The sequence below is a fragment of the Massilia sp. DD77 genome (genome assembly GCF_036961685.1).
Lineage (GTDB): Bacteria > Pseudomonadota > Gammaproteobacteria > Burkholderiales > Burkholderiaceae_D > Telluria.
The window spans coordinates 72,540-90,060 of record NZ_JBAMDH010000004.1; the positions used below are offsets into that span (position 1 = coordinate 72,540).

Consider the following 17,521-nt stretch of genomic DNA (forward strand, 5'->3'; position numbering starts at 1 on the left):
GGCGTTTCAGCTGGCCGCGCGGATGATCGCCAGGAAATCCTCCGCCTTCAGGGCGGCGCCGCCGATCAGGCCGCCGTCGATGTCGGCCTGGGCCATCAGGTCTGCGGCATTGTCCGGCTTCATGCTGCCGCCGTAAAGGATGGCGATCGATTCCGCCGCCGCGGCGTTGCAGGCGCGCAGCTGGGTGCGCAACTGGGCATGGACTTCCTGCGCCATGGCCGGGGTGGCGGTCTTGCCGGTGCCGATCGCCCAGACCGGTTCGTAGGCGACGACGATGTTCGCGATCGCATCCTTGCCCAGCAGTTCCAGCACGGCGTCCAGCTGAGCGCCGACCACGGCATTGGTCTCCCCTGCCTCGCGTTCGCCGAGGGTCTCGCCGACGCAAACGATCGGGGTCAGGCCGGCATTCAGCGCGGCTTGGGCCTTGCGCGCCACCAGCGCGTTCGACTCGCCGTGATAGGCGCGGCGCTCGGAGTGGCCGACGATCACATAGCGGCAACGGAAATCGAGCAGCATCGACGCCGCCACCTCTCCAGTGAACGCGCCGCCCGGCTGGGTCGAGACATCCTGGGCGCCCCAGGCGAGCTTGCTGCCTTGGAGCAGTTGTTCGCACTGGAACAGATAGGGAGACGGCACGCAGACGGCGCATGCGGCGGCGCTGCCATCGAGGCCAGCGAGAATACCGGTGAGCAGCGCGGCGTTCGCTTCGCGGCTGCCGTTCATCTTCCAGTTACCTACGACGAGTTTGGGACGCATACTACCCCACAGTCAAATAACCCGCTATTTTAGCGGTCGAACATATGGCGGTCAAACAATGGCTGAGCTCGACGTTTCCAATCCTGCCCTGCCCTGCACCGCCACCCGGATGCAAGTGCTGGCTTACAACACTTGCAAGACAATCTTGCCGACGTGGGCGCTCGACTCCATCAGCGCATGGGCCTCGGCGGCCTGTTCGAGCGGGAAGCTGCGGTAGATCACCGGCTTGAGCTTGCCTTTGCCGAACAGCGGCCAGACCCGTTCGCGCAGCGCGCGAGCGATCGCGGCCTTGAAGGCCACCGGGCGCGGGCGCAGGGTCGAGCCGGTGACCGTCAGGCGGCGCCGCAGCACCTGGCCCATGTCCACATTGGCCTTGGCGCCGCCCAGCAGCGCAATCACGACCAGGCGGCCATCGTCGGCCAGGCAATCGATCTCGCGCGCCACGTAGTCGCCGGCCACCATGTCGAGTATCACGTCGACACCGCGCCCAGCCGTGAGTTCCTTGACCACGGCGGCAAAGTCCTCGGACCGGTAGTTGATGCCGCGCTCGGCGCCGAGCTCCTCGCAGGCGCGGCACTTGTCGCTTGATCCGGCGGTGGCGAACACCCGGTGGCCCAGGGCGGTGGCCAGCTGGATCGCCGTCACGCCGATGCCCGAGCCGCCGCCCTGCACCAGCAGGGTCTCGCCCTGGCCCAGGCCGGCGCGGTCGAAGACATTGCTCCAGACGGTGAAGAAGGTTTCCGGGAGCGTTGCCGCTTCCAGCGGGCTCACACCCGGCGGCAATGGCAGGCATTGCTCGAGCGGCGCCGCGCAGTATTCCGCATAGCCACCGCCCTGCACCAGCGCGCAGACCAGATCGCCCTTCTTGAAACCGCTGTCGCCCAGCTCGCCGTCGACGATCTCGCCGGCCACTTCCAGGCCCGGCAAATCGGAGGCGTCCGGCGGCACGGGATAGTGGCCGAGGCGCTGCAGCACGTCCGGACGGTTGATGCCGGCGGCATGCACCTTGATCAGGACTTCGCCTTGCTTGAGCTGGGGCAGCGGGCGCTCGCACAGCTGCAGGACTTCCGGTTTACCCGGCTGGGTGATTTCGATGGCGCGCATGGCTGGCTCCATATTGAAAAAAGCGCAATTGTACGGCACGCGGAACCGCAGTGTCGCCGAGACCATCGGCGCACCGCTTGGATGTAAATACAGCAACATAATGTTTGATCTGTCAACAATACTGCGCGTACACTTGATGCGATCGCCGGCCAAACTCGAGGATTCGTCTCCGCATGCGCCACCCTTACCTGCCCCATGCCCGAAAGTTCTGTCAGGTCTTGGCCCTGGCGCTCGTGCTTGCGGCTCTGAAGCCGGCGCCAGCTTCGGCCGAGGAGAGCAATCTGCGGCAAAGCCCGCGCGCCACGGTGTCCCTGGTCAGCGACCATGCCGCCGTCAGCCCGGGACAGACCTTGCGTCTCGGCCTGCGCCAGCGCCTGGCGCCGCACTGGCATACCTACTGGAAGAATCCGGGCGATGCGGGTTCGCCGCCGAACATCGCCTTCGAGACCCCGCCGGGCGTCGCCGTCGGCCCCATCGACTGGCCGGGCCCCGACCGTTTCCTCATCGGTCCGGTCGCCAGCTACGGCTACGAGAACGAGATCGTCCTCCCCATGCGCCTGTCCATTCCGCGCGATGCGCGGCCCGGCAGCCGGCTCGTCATCGCGGCGAATGCCGACTGGGTGGTCTGCGAGAAGGAATGCATTCCGGAAGACGGCAGCTTCCGCCTGGTGCTGCCGGTCGAGGCGGCCGCACGCCCGGCGCAGGCCGACATCCTTGCCGCCTTCGGCATCGCCGATGCGCGCAAGCCGCAGGCGGCGCCATGGAAGGCCTCGCTGAGCGCCGGGGCATCGGCGCTGCAACTGCGTGTCAGCGGCCCCGGCATTTCCGCGCACACCGTGCGTGCCGCCCTGTACTTCCCCGACACCTGGGGCGTGGTCGACCATGCCGCCGCCCAATCCCTGGAGGTGAGACAGGACGCCCTGAGCTTGACCCTGCCCAAGGGACAACATCCTGCACCCGGAGCGGCGGCGGGCTTGCTGGCCGTGACCGATGGCGGTGGCCAGAAGCGCTGGTTCGCGCTGGCGCCTGCCGCAGGGTCGGGCGCAGGTTCGGACACGGAAACGGCTGCGGAAGCGGGCGCGGAAGCGCGCGCAGAAACGGGCGCAGAAACGGGCGCAGAAGCGGCCCCCGCTCCAGCCTTGCCGCTCTGGCAGATGGCGGCCTTTGCCTTTCTCGGCGGCGTGATCCTGAACCTGATGCCTTGCGTCTTCCCCGTGCTGGCGATCAAGGCCACGGCCGTCGCCGGCATGTCCGGCGGCGACCGCCGCGCCGTGCGCCTGTCCGGTGTGTTCTACACCCTGGGCGTCCTGACCGCCTTCATGGCCCTGGCCCTGGTTCTGCTGGCGGTGCGCGCCGGCGGCCAGGCGGTCGGCTGGGGTTTCCAGTTCCAGTCGCCCCTGTTCGTGGCCGCGATGTGCTGGCTGATGCTGGCGATCGGACTGAACCTGTCCGGCGTGTTCGAGGTCGGCGGATCGCTGGCCGGCGCCGGCCAGCAGCTGGCGGACCGCAAGGGGCACGCCGGCAGTTTCTTCACCGGCCTGCTGGCGGTGGTGGTGGCGACGCCCTGCACCGCCCCTTTCATGGGCGCGGCGATCGGTTCGGCGCTGGCGGCGCCGGCCGGCGTCAGCCTGCTGGTGTTCGCGATGATGGGCCTGGGCCTGGCCCTGCCCTTCCTGCTGCTGGGCCTGTTCCCGGCGGCGGCCCGGCGCCTGCCCCGGCCCGGCATGTGGATGCTGAGGCTGCGCCAGGCAATGGCCTTTCCGATGTATGCGACGGCGGCCTGGCTGCTGTGGGTGCTGGCCCAGCAGGCGGGAGAATCCGGCCTGCGCCTGGCGCTCGCCGGCAGCGTGCTGGTCGGCCTGGTGGGCTGGCTGGCGGGGCTGGGCCAGCAAGGCGCCGGCAAGCCCTGGTGGCCACGCGGCGCGGCCCTGGCCGGCGTGGCCGCGCTGGCCGGCCTGGCGCTGGGCTTGCAGGATGCGGCGCCGCAAGCCGCATCGCCCCGGCAGGCCGCGCAGGTCGAGGCCTACAGCGCCGAGCGGCTCGCCAGCCTGCGCGCCGAAGGCAAGCCGGTCTTCGTCAACATGACCGCGGCCTGGTGCATCACCTGCCTGGTCAACGAGCGCACGACCCTGTCGACGGCCGCCGTGAAGGACGCGATGCAGGCGCGCCAGGTGGTCTACATGAAGGGCGACTGGACCAATCGCGATCCCGCCATCACGGCCTTCCTGCGCTCCTTCCAGCGCGACGGCCTGCCTTTTTATGTGTTTTATCCGGCCGGAAAGGAAGGAGTGGTGCTGCCGCCGGTCCTGACCGAGTCGATCGTGACGCGGACGCTCACGCAGTAGTCGGGTTTATTCACCATTCACTTCGATAAAGGGGATCACATGAACAGTCTTTCACGCCGCGCCGCGCTGCGCACCACCATCCTGGCCACCGCGCTGCTCGGCGCCGGCCTGGCGGCCTTGCCGGCCATGGCGGCGCCTGCGGTCGGACAGCCGGCGCCGGATTTCACGGCGGTCGACAGCAAGGGGAAGCAGCACAAGCTGGCCGATCTCAAGGGCAAGGTCGTGGTGCTGGAATGGACCAACCATGAGTGCCCCTACGTGAAAAAGCACTACGGCTCGTCGAACATGCAGAACCTGCAGCAGCAGGCCAGGCAGGCGGGCGTGGTGTGGCTGAGCGTGATTTCGTCCGCGCCCGGCGAGCAGGGACATGTCGACGGCGCCAGGGCCGACGAACTGACCGCCAGCCGCAAGGCGGCGCCGGCAGCCGTCCTTCTCGACCCGCAGGGCGGCATCGGCAAGGCCTATGATGCGCGCACCACGCCGCACATGTACGTCATCGATTCCAAGGGGGTGTTGCGCTACGCGGGCGGCATCGACAGCATCCCTTCGGCCAAGGTCGACGACATCGCCAGGGCCGAGCCCCTGTTCAAGACCGCGATGGAGTCCGTCTTGAAGGGCGAGGAGGTCAAGCAGGCCGTCACGCGTCCGTATGGCTGCGGGGTGAAGTACAAGACCTGAGGCCGGCGCCGGCCATGGCGGCACGGCAGAAGACAAGGGCGAAATCCATTGAGAGGTATGATCGCTTCAACAAGGCCAGGCGCGAGCCTGGCTCGATCACTTGCTTGAGGAGAACGCTATGCGCGCCATGATCTTGACGGCAGCAAGCGCATTTTGCTTGCTCGGGTGTATGACACCACAGGAAAAAGCATTAAAGCAACAAGCTGAGATGGACCGCATGATGGCCGAGTTCGGACCAGCCTGCGTCCAGCTCGGCTACGCCGCAAATTCCGATCCCTGGAGAAACTGCGTGCTTCAGCTGGCCGCGAAGGACGGCAAGTACGAGGGCGTCTCGACGTCCATCTTCGGCAGCTGGGGCCGCTGGGGTGGCTCGGGCGTCGGCATCGGCATCGGCATAGGACGCTAGCCCAGCCGCCGGCCATCTGCCGCCGCCACCGGCGGCAGCGGGCGCTTCAGGACCCGTTCCCCGTCCGCGAGGCCGTCGGCAGCGGCGTGCCCGGGCGCCAGGTGCGCGACAGCGACTGCGCCTCTTCGATCTGCTCCTGCGTCATCTGGCGCGAGATCGCGGCGCGCTGGTCGACCGCGTTGCGGTTGCCGCTGGCTGCCGCCAGGTTCCACAGCATATAGGCCAGCACTATGTCCTGCGGCATGCCGGCCTGATGGTAGCGGTACATCAGCCCCAGCGCGTGCTGGGCCTCGGCATGCCCCTGCTCCGCCGCCCGCCGGAACCAGGTCACCGCATGCTTCTGATCCTGCGGCACGGAGTTGCCGGTGTAGTACATGGCGCCCACCACGTATTGCGCGTCGGCCTTGCCCTGCAGCGCGGCCTTGTGGTGCCAGGAGAAGGCCTGCTTGTAGTCGCGCGCGACGCCGCGGCCCATGTAATACATCAGGCCCAGCAAATGCTGAGCGTCCGCGTTGCCGGCTCTGGCAAGCGGACTGATCTCCTTCAGCGCCAGCGCGTAGTTGCGGGCGTTATACGCGCTCGCCCCTTCCGCGAAACCGGCCTGGGCACTCAAGTGCAGGCCGAACGCGACTGCGAACGCTACGATTATTTTTTTCATGTCTCGTGCATGGAGTCAGGATCTCTACGTACCCTTGGTCCTGGTCTCAGGACTCCCGTTATGTTGTTCTTGTTTACTTCCAGCTCACCTTGCCCAGCCCCTCGACCTCGACCTTGCGGTTCTGCGGCTTGCCGTAGACCGTCACCGAGCCCATGCCCGACAAGGTCAGGTTGGCGTTGCCATGCGCATTCACGGTGGCATTGCCCAGTCCGGACAGCTCCAGGTTCACGGTCTCGGCCGCACACTGCTGGGCATCCAGGCCGCCCAGCCCGCCGAGCTCCGCCTTGAGAAGCTTGCTGCGTCCCGACAAGGTCACGAAGCCGGCGCCACGCAGGTTCAGGTCGATGCTGTCGCTGTTAATTCCGTGCAGGCGCATGCTGCCCACCCCGCCCAGGTTGGCCGAGATGACGCGGTAGTTCGATGATACATTCATCGAGCCGGCCCCATCGAGCGTGAGTTCGAGTTCGTCACCGGAGAAGCCGCTGACTTCAGTGGAGCCGACGCTTTCGGACGACACCTCGCGCAGGCTCGGCAGTACCAGCTCGGCGCGCAGCCCCGAGCCGCGGCCGATATTCAGGCTCACGCCGCGCGTTTCGGTATCGATATTCAAGGTGTCGCCGCTCTGCAGGGTCGTGGTCTTGCCCAGCAGGCGCGGATCGCCGGTCAGCACCAGGGTGGCGTTGCTGCCCTGGCGGATCTTCATGTCGACCACCCCGTCGAGCTTGACGCGCACGACGCGCGCATCGATCGGGCGGGTCTCCGTGGCCACTTCCGGCGCGGCGCTCGCCACGCCCGCGAAACCGAAGGTGGCGCACAGGGTGGCCAGCGCCACGCCCTGCTTGATCAGGTGATTCATCCAACATCCTTTCTCGTCTTGTCCGGCGCCGGGACGCTCGTGGCATTCCAGGCAGCATACCTTAGCATGTTGCAACTATATCGCGCTCCCCCACGCCGCTGCGGGCAGATGCGACGAACTGCGCAAAACGCGGGACAAAGCGCAGATCCGGCGGACAGATGTCCCTCGCATAAACTTCGACAACGCATGAGCTGGCGCAATAAAAAGATTACTTATTGACATGACATTGCGCTAAGATGCGGACCTTGACGGCCCTCAATGCCGTCATCAAAAGCTCACTTTTCAGAGTTCACTTTCGAGGTCACCATGCGCATGCGCCAATTACCTGTTCTGCTGGCCGGGCTCACCGTTTCGCTGTCGGCGTTCGCCGCCAAGTCGGACCAGTGGACCCTTCCGGTCAATGTCAAGAAACTCGATAACGGCCTGACCGTCATCGTCTCGGAAGACCGCAGCTCGCCGACCGTCGGCGTCTCGGTGGTCTACCACGTGGGCATGCGCCTCGAGCCGAAGAACCGCACCGGCTTCGCCCACCTGTTCGAACACCTGATGTTCCAGGGCACGCCGAACGCGCCCAAGGGCGTGTTCGACACCACCATCACCGCTGGCGGCGGCCGCAACAACGGCTCGACCCGCCCGGACTTCACCAACTACATCGAGACCGCGCCCGCATCGGCGCTGGAGCCGATCCTGTGGCTGGAAGCGGACCGGATGAAGACCCTCGACTTCAATGCGACGACCCTGAAGAACCAGCAGGACGTGGTCAAGGAAGAGATCCGCGTGAACGTGAAGAACCAGCCCTACGGCGGCTTCATGTGGATCGACATCAGCCAGCAGGCTTTCCAGAAATGGGAGAACAACCACGACGGCTACGGCAGCTTCGAGGACCTGGAAAACGCCAACCTGGAAGACGTGCGCGCCTTCCACCGCGACTACTACGGTCCGAACAACGCGGTGCTGGCGATCGCCGGCGACATCACGCCGCAACAGGGCTTCGCCCTGGCCGAGAAATACTTCGGCAAGATCGCGGCCCGCCCCACCCCGAAACCGGGCGACTTCAGCGAGCCGCTGAACACCGCCGAGAAGCGCGTGGTGCAGAGCGATGCCCTGGCCCAGGTGCCGGCCATTGCCGCCGCATGGAAAGTGCCTGAACGCGGCAGCAAGGACCAGGCCGCGATCGCCGTGCTGGCCGAACTGCTGGCCGGCGGCGACGCTTCGCTGTTCTACCAGGGCCTGGTGAAAGGCCGCGAGATCGCCCTCAACGTCGACACCCTGTTCGGCCTGACCGGCCCATGGGAATACGACGGCCCCACCCTGCTGACCGTGTTCGCGCTGTACAAGCCGAACAGCAGCGCCGACGCCCTGCTCAAGGCCATGGACGAGGAAATCGCCAAGGTCGCCGAAAAGGGCGTGGACGACGCCACCCTCAAGCGTGTCAAGACCCGCATGATCGCCGACTGGAACAACAAGCTGGAAAGCTTCATCAACCGCGCCGACACCCTGGCCAAGCTGCAGACCCTGTGGGGCGACGCCAACGTGGTCAACAAGATCCCGGGCTGGATCGAGGGCGTCACATCAAGCGACATCCAGCGCGCGGTACGCACCTACATGGTGCCGACCAACCGCACCGTCATCGACCGCAAGCCGGCCGCCATGATGGCCGCAGCCGAGCAGGCAGCCAAGCCGGCCGCCGCCCCTACCACCCCTGCGCCTGCCGGCGCCTCGAAATAAGGAGCGCATCATGAAGACACTGATGCCTGTACTTTCCATGTCGCTTGCCGTCTCGCTCGCTTTCGCGCCGGCGGCCGCATTCGCCGATACCGCCGCACCGGCCGCCGCCAAGTCGGACATGCCGGCCTACGGCGCCGACAAGCCGATCCCGGTACCGAAGATCACCAAGAAAACCCTGGCCAACGGCCTGACCGTCTGGGTCGTGCCGCGCAAGGGCCTGCCGCGCGTCGACTACGTGCTGGCGATCCGCGGCGCCGGCTATGCCGCCGACGCGCCGGCCAACCAGGCCTTCGCCAGCATGCTGGCGGGGATGCTCAACGAAGGCACCGCCAAGCGCGATTCGCGCGCCATCGCCGAAGCGGCCCAGGGCATGGGCGGCGAAGTCGGCGCCAGCCCGGCCTCGGACGGCATCGTGATCCAGGCCAACGCCCTCACCTCGCACGCCGGCGCCATGATGAAGCTGCTGGCCGAAGTGGTGCGCAGCCCGTCCTTCCCCGAAGGCGAGATCCAGCTGGCCAAGGCCAATGCGCTGCAGTCGCTGCGCGTGTCCGAGACCCAGCCGGCCTTCCGCGCCGAACGCGCGATCAGCAAGGCCGTGTACGGCGACCATCCCTACGCCCGCACCACGCCGACCGTGGAGTCGATCAATGCGGTCACCCAGGAGATGCTGCGTGCCGAGCACGCCAAGCGCTTCCGCCCGGACCGCGCCCTGCTGGTCGTGGCCGGCCGCATCACCGATACCGAAGCCATGAAGCTGGCGCAGCAGGCCTTCGGGGACTGGAAGGCCAGCGGCGCGGCCCTGCCCGAGACGGCCGCCGCGCCGGTCACGGCCAAGCCGGCCCGCGTGCTGGTGCAGCGCGACGGCAGCGTGCAGTCCGCGCTGCGCCTGGGCAGCCCCGGCATCGCCGCCAGCGCCGAGGACCAGATCCCGCTGCGCCTGGCCAGCACCATCCTGGGCGGCGGCTTCTCGAGCCGGATCAACACCAACCTGCGCGAAGAAAAGGGCTACACCTATGGCGCCTCGGCGGGCGCGCGCATGAACCGCGCCGGCGGCGCGATCGTGGGCGGCGCCGAAGTGCGCAACGAGGTGACGGCGGCCTCGCTGAACGAATACTTCAGCGAGTACAAGCGCATCGGCGCCGACCTGGTCCCGGCCAAGGAAATGGAGATGAACAAGCGCTACATGGCGGGCGGCTACCTGCTGACCAACCAGCTCCAGCGCGGCGTGGCCACCACCCTGGCCTCGAACTGGCTGGTGGGCCTGCCGGCCGAGTTCCTCGGCCAGTACGTGCCGCTGATCCAGAAGGTCACGCCGGAACAGGTGCGCACCGTGTCGAAGAAGTACTTCGCGCCGGAGAACCAGTCGATCGTCGTCGTGGGCGACGCCAAGGCCGTGGGCGAGCAGCTCAAGAGCTTCGGCGAGTTCACCGTGACGGACAAATAGGCCGGCAAGTAAGCCGGCAAATAAGCCTACCAGCATCCCCGTCGTCCCCGCGCGGGCGGGGACCCAAGTTCTGCCGGCATCGTCGAAACGCCGGCTAGCCTGGGTCCCCGCCTTCGCGGGGACGACGTGTTTCCGGCCCATCCGTTATACACTGCCGTCTATTCATTCACGATCGCGTCCAGCCAAGCTTTACATCGATGAAACACCTTGCCTGCCTGCTTGCCGGTTTCGCCTGCACCCTGTCCGCCCGCGCCGGCGAGGTCCAGGTCGCGGTTGCCGCGAACTTCACCGCGCCCATGCAGGCCATCGTGGCCCGGTTCGAACAGGACACCGGCCACAAGGCCCTGCTGGCCTTCGGCGCCACCGGCAAGTTCTATGCCCAGGTGCGCAACGGCGCGCCCTTCGAGGTGCTGCTGGCGGCCGACGACGACACCCCGGCCAGGCTGGAAAACGAAGGCCAGGCGGTGGCAGGCACCCGCTTCACCTACGCCGTCGGCCGCCTGGTGCTGTGGTCGGCGCGGGCCAAGCTGGTGGACGGGCGCGGCGAGGTGCTCAAGTCGCCGGACTTCCGCCACCTGGCCATCGCCAATCCCAAGACCGCGCCCTACGGCGCCGCGGCGATCACGGTGCTCGACCGGCTCGGCCTGCGCGCAGCCGTCCAGCCGCGCATCGTCCAGGGCGAAAGCATTGCCCAGGCCTACCAGTTCGCCAGCACCGGCAACGCGGAACTCGGCTTCGTCGCCCTGGCTCAGGTCTGGCGCGACGGCAAATTCACGGCCGGCTCCGGGTGGATCGTGCCTGCCCACCTGCACCAACCGATCCGCCAGGACGCGGTGCTGCTCGCCAAGGGCCGCGCCAATCCCGCCGCCAGCGCGCTGCTCGCCTACCTGCGCTCGGCCAAGGCGCAAGCCCTGATCCGCTCCTTCGGCTACGAGACCTGATGCAGCCTGCCGATCTCGCCGCGGTCTGGCTGACCTTGAAACTGGCCAGCCTGGTCACCCTGCTGCTGCTGCTGCTGGGCACGCCGCTGGCCTGGTGGCTGGCGCGCACCCGCTCGCGCCTGAAGAACGCCGTGGTGGCCGTCGTCGCCCTTCCGCTGGTGCTGCCGCCCACCGTGCTGGGCTTCTACCTGCTGCTGGCGATGGGTCCCGACGGCCCGCTGGGCCGGCTCGGCGGCCTGTTCGGCCTGGGCACCCTGGCCTTCACCTTCCCCGGCCTGGTGATCGCCTCGGTGCTGTACTCGATGCCCTTCGTGGTGCAGCCGCTGCAGAACGCCTTCGAGGCCATCGGCGAGCGCCCGCTCGAGGTGGCGGCCACCCTGCGCGCCGGCCCCTGGGACAGCTTCTGGTCTGTGGTGATGCCGCTGGCCCGCCCCGGTTTCGTGACCGGCGCCATCCTCGGCTTTGCCCACACCATCGGCGAGTTCGGCGTGGTGCTCATGATCGGCGGGAACATCCCGGACCGCACGCGGGTGGTCTCGGTGCAGATCTACGACCACGTCGAGGCGATGGAATACGCCCAGGCCCACTGGCTGGCCGGCGGGATGCTTGTCTTCAGCTTCCTGGTGCTGCTCGCGCTGTACACGCTATATCCGCAATCGATGCGCGGGGTGCGCCGGTGAGCATCCACGCCCGCTTCCACATCGACCGCGGCGGCTTCGCGCTCGACGTCGACCTGACTTTGCCCGCGCGGGGCGTGAGCGGCCTGTTCGGCCATTCCGGCTCCGGCAAGACCACCCTGCTGCGCGCCATCGCGGGCCTGGAGCGCGCCCCGGGCGGCGCCATGGCGATCGGGGACGAGGTCTGGCAGGACGAATCCAGGGGCGTCTTCGTACCCACCTGGCAGCGCGCGGTCGGCTATGTGTTCCAGGAAGCCAGCCTGTTCCCGCACCTGAGCGTGCGCGGCAACCTGGAATTCGGACAGAAACGTTCTGGCCGCATGGAGCGGCGCGGCGCGGGCCGCCAGCCTTCGCTGGACGCCATCGCCGAACTGCTCGGCATCGCGCCCCTGCTCGGCCAGGATCCCGCGCGCCTGTCCGGCGGCGAGCGCCAGCGCGTGGCGATCGCGCGCACCCTGCTCGCCGCGCCGCGCCTGCTCCTGATGGACGAGCCCCTGGCCGCGCTCGACCTCAAGCGCAAGCTCGAAATCCTGCCCTATCTCGAACGCCTGCACGACGAGCTGGCCCTGCCCATCATCTACGTGAGCCATGCGGCGGACGAGGTGGCGCGCCTGGCCGATCACCTGGTGCTGCTGGACGCCGGCCGCGTGACCGCCAGCGGCCCGCTGGGCGAACTGCTGGCCCGCATCGACCTGGCGGGCGCCTTCGACGAAGATGCCGGCGTGGTGGTCGACGCCGTGCTCGAAGGCCAGGACGAGGACGGCATGGCGCGCCTGTCCTTCCCGGGCGGGACGCTGTATGCGGCCGGGCGCGGGGGCGCAGGCGCTCCCGGCAGCCGGGTGCGCTGCCGCATCCAGGCGCGCGACGTGAGCCTGGCGCTGGAACGGCCGCGCGCCACCAGCATCGCCAACATCCTGCCTGCCGAGGTGTGCGAAGTGGCCTGCGCCGGCCCCGCAGGCCAGGTGCTGGTGCGCCTGCAGAGCGGAGAGGCTGCCCTGCTGGCACGCATCAGCGAACGCTCGCGCCGCGAGCTCGCGATCGCGCCCGGCGCCCGGGTCTGGGCCCAGGTCAAGGCCGTGGCGCTGCTGGCCTGAAGCGCTGGTCTGAAGCTCCCTTGCCGCACCGCCTGCGGAGCACGCCTTGCGGCCCCCGACCTGCTAGAATTGCGCGGCTTCGCGCACGCATTCATCCGGATGCGGCGAAGTGCGGGCAGCCCTTTCCCCTGATGAAAACGCGTAGCTACCTCACTGCGATCATCCTGATCGTCCTCGTTCCTTTCCTCGCCCTGTCCGCGTGGGGCCTTTCCATGCTGCTCGAGGACGAAAGGGAGGCGCGCCTGCAGGCGGTGGCCGAGAAGACGCGCTCGGTCGCGCTGTCCATCGACCAGGAGCTGGCCAGCGCCGAAGGCGCCCTGCGCGTCATCTCCCAGACGGAAGCGATGCGCAGCGAGGATTTCCGCACCCTGTATACGCTGATGCGCAAGACGATCACCTCGTCGGACTCCTGGGGCGTGCTTTACGACGCCGGCGGCCGCATGCTGCTGCACACCCACCACCCGTTCGGCCAGCCGGCCGACGACGGCCCCAACCCCTGGGTGCTGGACGCGATCGCGCGCCGCCAGCCGAGCGTGTCCAACCTGCGCGAAGGACGGGCGGGCAAGTCGCGGGTGGTGTCGGTCCACATCCCCGTGGTCACCGGGAGCGGCCGCGCCTTCCTGATCTCGCAGACCTTCCACAACACCCACTTCACCAGCCTCCTGCAGCGCAAGGACTTGCCCGGCACCTGGGTGGTCGGCCTGATCGGCGCCGACGGCATCAGCATCGCGCGCAACATACGTGAACACGAATTCGTCGGCACGCGCGTGCGTCCCGAACTATTCGAAGCCGCGCAGCGCCAGTTCAGCGGCCGCATCATCAACCGCACGCGCGACGGCTTCTTAGCCTACAACAGCTTCACCCATACCTCGCGCGCCGCCTGGACGGTGGCGATCGCGGCGCCGAGCGACGAGATCAACAGCCCGGCGCGCAACGCGACCTGGTTCGCAGCCCTGGTGCTCCTGGTCGCCCTGGGCTGCGCCGGCGCCGGCATCGTGCTGTTCGCGCGGCGCATCACCGGCTCCTACCAGCTGACACTGGCGGCGGCGAAGACGCTCGAGACCGGAGGCATTCCCGCGCCGGTCGATTCGGGCGTGCTCGAAGCCGACCTGCTGCAGCGCGCCCTGCGCGATGCCGGAGTCGAGCTGGCGCACCAGAACGAGGCGCGCCAGGCCCTGGAACGCGAGCGCGAAACCCTGCTGGCCAGCGAGCGCGACGCACGGCGCGAGGCGGAAAACCAGAACAATGCCAAGGACGAGTTCCTGGCGATGCTGGCGCACGAGCTGCGCAATCCGCTGGCGCCGATCTCCGCCGCGGCCCAGACGCTGGGGCTGCAACTCCACAACGAGCGCGCCGTGCGCCGCGCCGGCGAAGTCATCGTGCGCCAGGTCGACCACCTGAAGTCGCTGATCAACGACCTGCTCGACGTCTCGCGCGTGACCCGCGGCCTGGTGGCGATCGAGCAGGACGAGGTCGAGATCGGACCGATCATGGCCAGCGCCGTCGAGCAGGCCCAGCCCCTGATCCAGGCCCGCAGCCACGCGCTGGAGCTGCGGGTGCATTGCCCGCACGCCCGCATCCGCGGCGACCGGGTGCGCCTGATCCAGGTGATCAGCAACCTGCTGACCAACGCCGCCAAGTACACGCCCGCGGGCGGCGCCATCACCCTGGCCGCGGAGGTGCGCGGGAGCGAAGCCGTGATCGAGGTGGCGGACAATGGCATGGGCATCGACCGCGAGCTGCTGCCGCATGTGTTCGACCTGTTCCGCCAGGCCAAGCGCAGCTCGGAGCGCGCCCAGGGCGGGCTGGGCCTCGGCCTCGCGCTGGTGCGCAGCATCATGGCCTTGCACGGCGGCCGCGTGGAAGCGCACAGCGAGGGGCTGGGCAAGGGCGCGCGCTTCAGGCTGTTCCTCCCCTTGCACGCGGCGGACACCGGTCCGAACGGCGACGCCGCGCCCGAGGCGTCCAGGCCGGCCGCGCCCGTGCGACTGATGATCGTCGACGACAACCTCGATGCCGCGCGGGCGCTGGCCACCCTGCTCGACGCCAAGGGGCACAGCGTCGCGATGGTGGCCGACGCGCACGCCGCCCTCGAACGCAGTGCGGCGGAGTCCTTCGCCGTGTACATCCTGGACATCGGCTTGCCCGGCATGGACGGCTACGAACTGGCGCGCCGCCTGCGCGCCGGCGCCGAAGCCGGCGGCGCCTGTCCTGTACTGGTCGCCCTGACCGGTTACGGCCAGGCCGCGGACATCGAGCGCGCTTACGCGGCCGGCTTCGACCACCACTTCGTCAAGCCGATCGACATCGAAGCCCTGGACCGCATCCTGGCCGCGGCGGCCTCCCGCGCCGGCCAGGACAGCCCCGCCAGGTCCTGAGGATTAGTCCGTTCAGTCCGTCAGCGCGGCGGCGGCGGCCGGCGCTTCCGCCTCCGGCGGCTCTCCGGCGAATTCGCTGTAGACCCAGTCCTCACCCGCCTTCACCACGCCTTCAGGCACCAGCGGCGCCCGCTCGGGCGTCTTCGCCAGGGCGACGCGCATGTAGTCGATCCACATCGGCAGCGCCAGGGTAGAGCCGAATTCGCGCCCGCCGAGCGAGCGTGGATCGTCATAGCCCATCCAGGCCACCGCGGCGATGCTGCCGCCGTAGCCGGCGAACCAGCCGTCGACCGCATTGGTGGTGGTGCCGGTCTTGCCCGCGAGGTCGCCGCGCTTGAGCTGGCGCGAGGCCTCCGCACCCGTGCCCTGGCGCGCCACGTCGCGCAGCATGCTGTCGGTGATGAAGGCGTTGCGCGCGTCCAGCACGCGGGGGCGCTCCTGGCGTGCCTGGCTGCGGGTGTTGTCGACCACGGCCGTGCCATCCTTGTCGTGGATGCGCGCGATCAGCCATGGCTCGACCCGGTAGCCGCCGTTTGCGATCACGGCGTAGGCGCCGGCCATTTGCAGGGGCGTCACCGCGCCCGTGCCCAGGGCCATGGTCAGGTTGCGCGGATGGCGCGCCGGGTCGAAGCCGAAACGCTGCATGAAGTCGCGCGTGTAATCGACCTCCAGGGTGCGCAGCATGCGCACGGTGGGGACGTTGCGCGAGTGGGTCAGTGCGCGCCGCACCGTGATCTGGCCCTCGAACACGCCGTCGTCGTTGCGCGGCGACCAGTTGGCGATGGACGGCTCGTTCGAGAAGTCGAGCGGCTCGTCCAGGATCGGCGTGCCCGGGAAGAAGCCCCGCTCCAATGCCGCCGAGTAGACGAAGGGCTTGATCGCGGACCCCGGCTGGCGCCATGCCTGGGTCACGTGATTGAACTGCTGCAGCTGGAAATCGAAGCCGCCGACCAGGGCGCGGTAGGCGCCGGTGCTGGCGTCGAGCGCCACGAAGGCCGCCGCCACCTGGGGCACCTGGGAGATCGACCACTCGCCCTTGCCCGACTTGCTGACCCGGATCACGGCGCCCGGCGTCAGCTTCAAGCCCGCCTTGGCCGCCGGCGCCAGCGCCGCGGCGGCGAAGCCCAGGCCGGAGGCGCCGATCTCGATGGTGTCGCCGCCCTGGGTCATGGCGCGCACCCGCTTGGGCGAGGCCGCGAGCACCACGGCGGGCGCCAGGCCGTCGATCGACGGCCGCTTCTGCAGCGCCTCGGCAACCGCCTCCTCGCGGCTGTCCGCATCCTTGGGCAGCGCGATGCGCGCTTCCGGGCCGCGGTAGCCGTGGCGCCGGTCGTAGGCCAGCACATTACGGCGCACCGCGTCGTGGGCCGCCGCCTGCTCGGCCGCGACGATGGTCGTGGTGACGGTGATGCCGCGCTCGTAGCTGGCCTGGCCGAAACGCGCAAACGCGGCCTGGCGCGCCAGCTCGGCCACGTATTCGGCCTTGGCGCCCAGGTTCGACGCGTCGCCTTGCACGCGCAGCGGCTGGGCCAGTGCGCGCCGGTATTGCGCCTCGGTGATGTTCCCCAGCTCGAACATACGCTTGAGCACCAGCTGCTGGCGCTTCTGGGCGCGCGCCGGGTTCGCCACCGGATTGTGGCGCGACGGGTTTTGCGGCAGGCCGGCCAGCATCGCGAATTCGGCCAGGCCGAGCTGGTCGAGCGGCTTGCCGAAATAGGTGCGCGCGGCGCTGGAGAAGCCGTAGGAACGCTGGCCCAGGTAGATCTGGTTCATGTAGACCTCGAGGATCTGGTCCTTGCTCAGGGCGCGTTCGATCTTGTAGGCCAGCGCCGCCTCGGTCAGCTTGCGCGGCAGGGTCTTGTCGCGGGTCAGGAAGAAGTTGCGCGCCACCTGCATCGTGATGGTCGAGCCGCCCTGGAGCGAGCCTCCGCCGAGGTTGGCCTTGGCCGCGCCCAGCACGCGGATCCAGTCGATGCCGCCATGGTCGTAGAAGCGCGCGTCCTCGATCGCCAGCACGGCCGCCTTCATCAGCGGCGGAATCTTCGCGATCGGCACGAACTCGCGGCGCTCGACGCCGAACTCGCCGATCAGCACATTGTCGGCCGAGTAGACCCGCAGCGGAATCTTGGGCTGGTAATCAAGGATGGCCTTGATGTCCGGGACGTCCGGGAGCTCGGGGACGATGGATGCGGTGGCGGCGGGTGCGGCTGCGGCGAACAGCAATGCGCTTGCCAGCGCGAGGCGGGCAGTGGTCGTGGCCCGCCCGGAAGGCTGGGCGGAAGGAAGGATCGACATGTTCATGCGGTGGATGTGGGTTGATTGCCTGGCCGCGATCATACCCTCCGGACGCGCCAAGGGCATGCAAAACGGGCCAGGTAGCGCCGCCTGACCTCCCGGGGCGCAAGCGGCGCACCCGGCGGCGGGTTTTCATGCCCGCTTGCCGGCGTTTCGATCCC

14 protein-coding genes are annotated in these 17,521 nt (G+C 68.6%); 9 read left to right on the plus strand and 5 right to left on the minus strand.

Going from position 1 to position 17,521, the window contains the following annotated elements; genetic code table 11:
* Window positions 1-6 precede the first annotated feature (6 nt).
* Both tpiA and V7778_RS03010 read right to left on the minus strand, forming a co-directional pair.
* Window positions 7-756, minus strand: a complete 750-nt coding sequence (gene tpiA, locus V7778_RS03005; RefSeq protein ID WP_335551866.1) for a triose-phosphate isomerase — start codon at window positions 754-756, stop codon at window positions 7-9.
* Window positions 757-879: 123 nt separating this feature from the next.
* Window positions 880-1,860: an NAD(P)H-quinone oxidoreductase gene (locus V7778_RS03010; RefSeq protein WP_335551867.1), complete on the minus strand. Its 981-nt coding sequence runs from the start codon at window positions 1,858-1,860 to the stop codon at window positions 880-882.
* Between the two features lie 233 nt (window positions 1,861-2,093).
* Here V7778_RS03010 and V7778_RS03015 point away from each other — a divergent pair, with 233 nt between their 5' ends.
* The 3 genes from V7778_RS03015 to V7778_RS03025 all read left to right on the plus strand — a co-directional run bounded on the left by V7778_RS03015 (window position 2,094) and on the right by V7778_RS03025 (window position 5,289).
* Complete coding sequence (locus V7778_RS03015) at window positions 2,094-4,205, plus strand: protein-disulfide reductase DsbD family protein (protein ID WP_335551868.1); 2,112 nt, start codon at window positions 2,094-2,096, stop codon at window positions 4,203-4,205.
* A 39-nt stretch (window positions 4,206-4,244) separates the two neighbouring features.
* A complete protein-coding gene (locus V7778_RS03020) occupies window positions 4,245-4,883 on the plus strand; it encodes a redoxin domain-containing protein (RefSeq protein WP_335551869.1) in 639 nt (212 codons plus the stop codon).
* Window positions 4,884-5,001: 118 nt separating this feature from the next.
* Entirely contained in the window at window positions 5,002-5,289 is a 288-nt protein-coding gene (locus tag V7778_RS03025; protein ID WP_335551870.1) for a hypothetical protein, read from the plus strand.
* 46 nt (window positions 5,290-5,335) lie between these two features.
* Here the strand turns inward: V7778_RS03025 and V7778_RS03030 are convergent, their stop codons facing one another.
* Together V7778_RS03030 and V7778_RS03035 are read right to left on the minus strand one after the other, a co-directional pair.
* A complete protein-coding gene (locus V7778_RS03030) occupies window positions 5,336-5,947 on the minus strand; it encodes a tetratricopeptide repeat protein (RefSeq protein ID WP_335551871.1) in 612 nt (203 codons plus the stop codon).
* A 73-nt stretch (window positions 5,948-6,020) separates the two neighbouring features.
* A complete protein-coding gene (locus V7778_RS03035) occupies window positions 6,021-6,803 on the minus strand; it encodes a GIN domain-containing protein (RefSeq protein WP_335551872.1) in 783 nt (260 codons plus the stop codon).
* Window positions 6,804-7,109: 306 nt separating this feature from the next.
* Here V7778_RS03035 and V7778_RS03040 point away from each other — a divergent pair, with 306 nt between their 5' ends.
* The 6 genes from V7778_RS03040 (at window position 7,110) to V7778_RS03065 (ending at window position 15,065) form a co-directional block, all read left to right on the plus strand.
* Window positions 7,110-8,531 carry a M16 family metallopeptidase gene (locus tag V7778_RS03040; RefSeq protein WP_335551873.1) on the plus strand — a complete coding sequence of 474 codons (1,422 nt, stop codon included), beginning with the start codon at window positions 7,110-7,112 and terminating at the stop codon, window positions 8,529-8,531.
* Between the two features lie 10 nt (window positions 8,532-8,541).
* On the plus strand, window positions 8,542-9,975 hold the full coding sequence (locus tag V7778_RS03045) for a M16 family metallopeptidase (protein WP_335551874.1): 1,434 nt from the start codon (window positions 8,542-8,544) through the stop codon (window positions 9,973-9,975).
* A 197-nt stretch (window positions 9,976-10,172) separates the two neighbouring features.
* Window positions 10,173-10,916, plus strand: a complete 744-nt coding sequence (gene modA / locus V7778_RS03050) for a molybdate ABC transporter substrate-binding protein (protein ID WP_335551875.1) — start codon at window positions 10,173-10,175, stop codon at window positions 10,914-10,916.
* On the plus strand, window positions 10,916-11,596 hold the full coding sequence (modB, locus tag V7778_RS03055) for a molybdate ABC transporter permease subunit (RefSeq protein ID WP_335551876.1): 681 nt from the start codon (window positions 10,916-10,918) through the stop codon (window positions 11,594-11,596). Before modA ends, modB begins: the two co-directional genes overlap by 1 nt.
* On the plus strand, window positions 11,593-12,687 hold the full coding sequence (modC, locus tag V7778_RS03060; protein ID WP_335551877.1) for a molybdenum ABC transporter ATP-binding protein: 1,095 nt from the start codon (window positions 11,593-11,595) through the stop codon (window positions 12,685-12,687). The genes modB and modC overlap by 4 nt, the downstream gene beginning before the upstream one ends.
* A 131-nt stretch (window positions 12,688-12,818) precedes the next feature.
* Window positions 12,819-15,065, plus strand: coding sequence for a hybrid sensor histidine kinase/response regulator (locus V7778_RS03065; RefSeq protein ID WP_335551878.1), 2,247 nt, complete (start codon window positions 12,819-12,821; stop codon window positions 15,063-15,065).
* 12 nt (window positions 15,066-15,077) lie between these two features.
* On the opposite strand, the gene V7778_RS03070 is transcribed toward V7778_RS03065, so the two are convergent.
* On the minus strand, window positions 15,078-17,360 hold the full coding sequence (locus tag V7778_RS03070) for a penicillin-binding protein 1A (RefSeq protein WP_335551879.1): 2,283 nt from the start codon (window positions 17,358-17,360) through the stop codon (window positions 15,078-15,080).
* Between the last annotated feature and the right edge of the window lie 161 nt (window positions 17,361-17,521).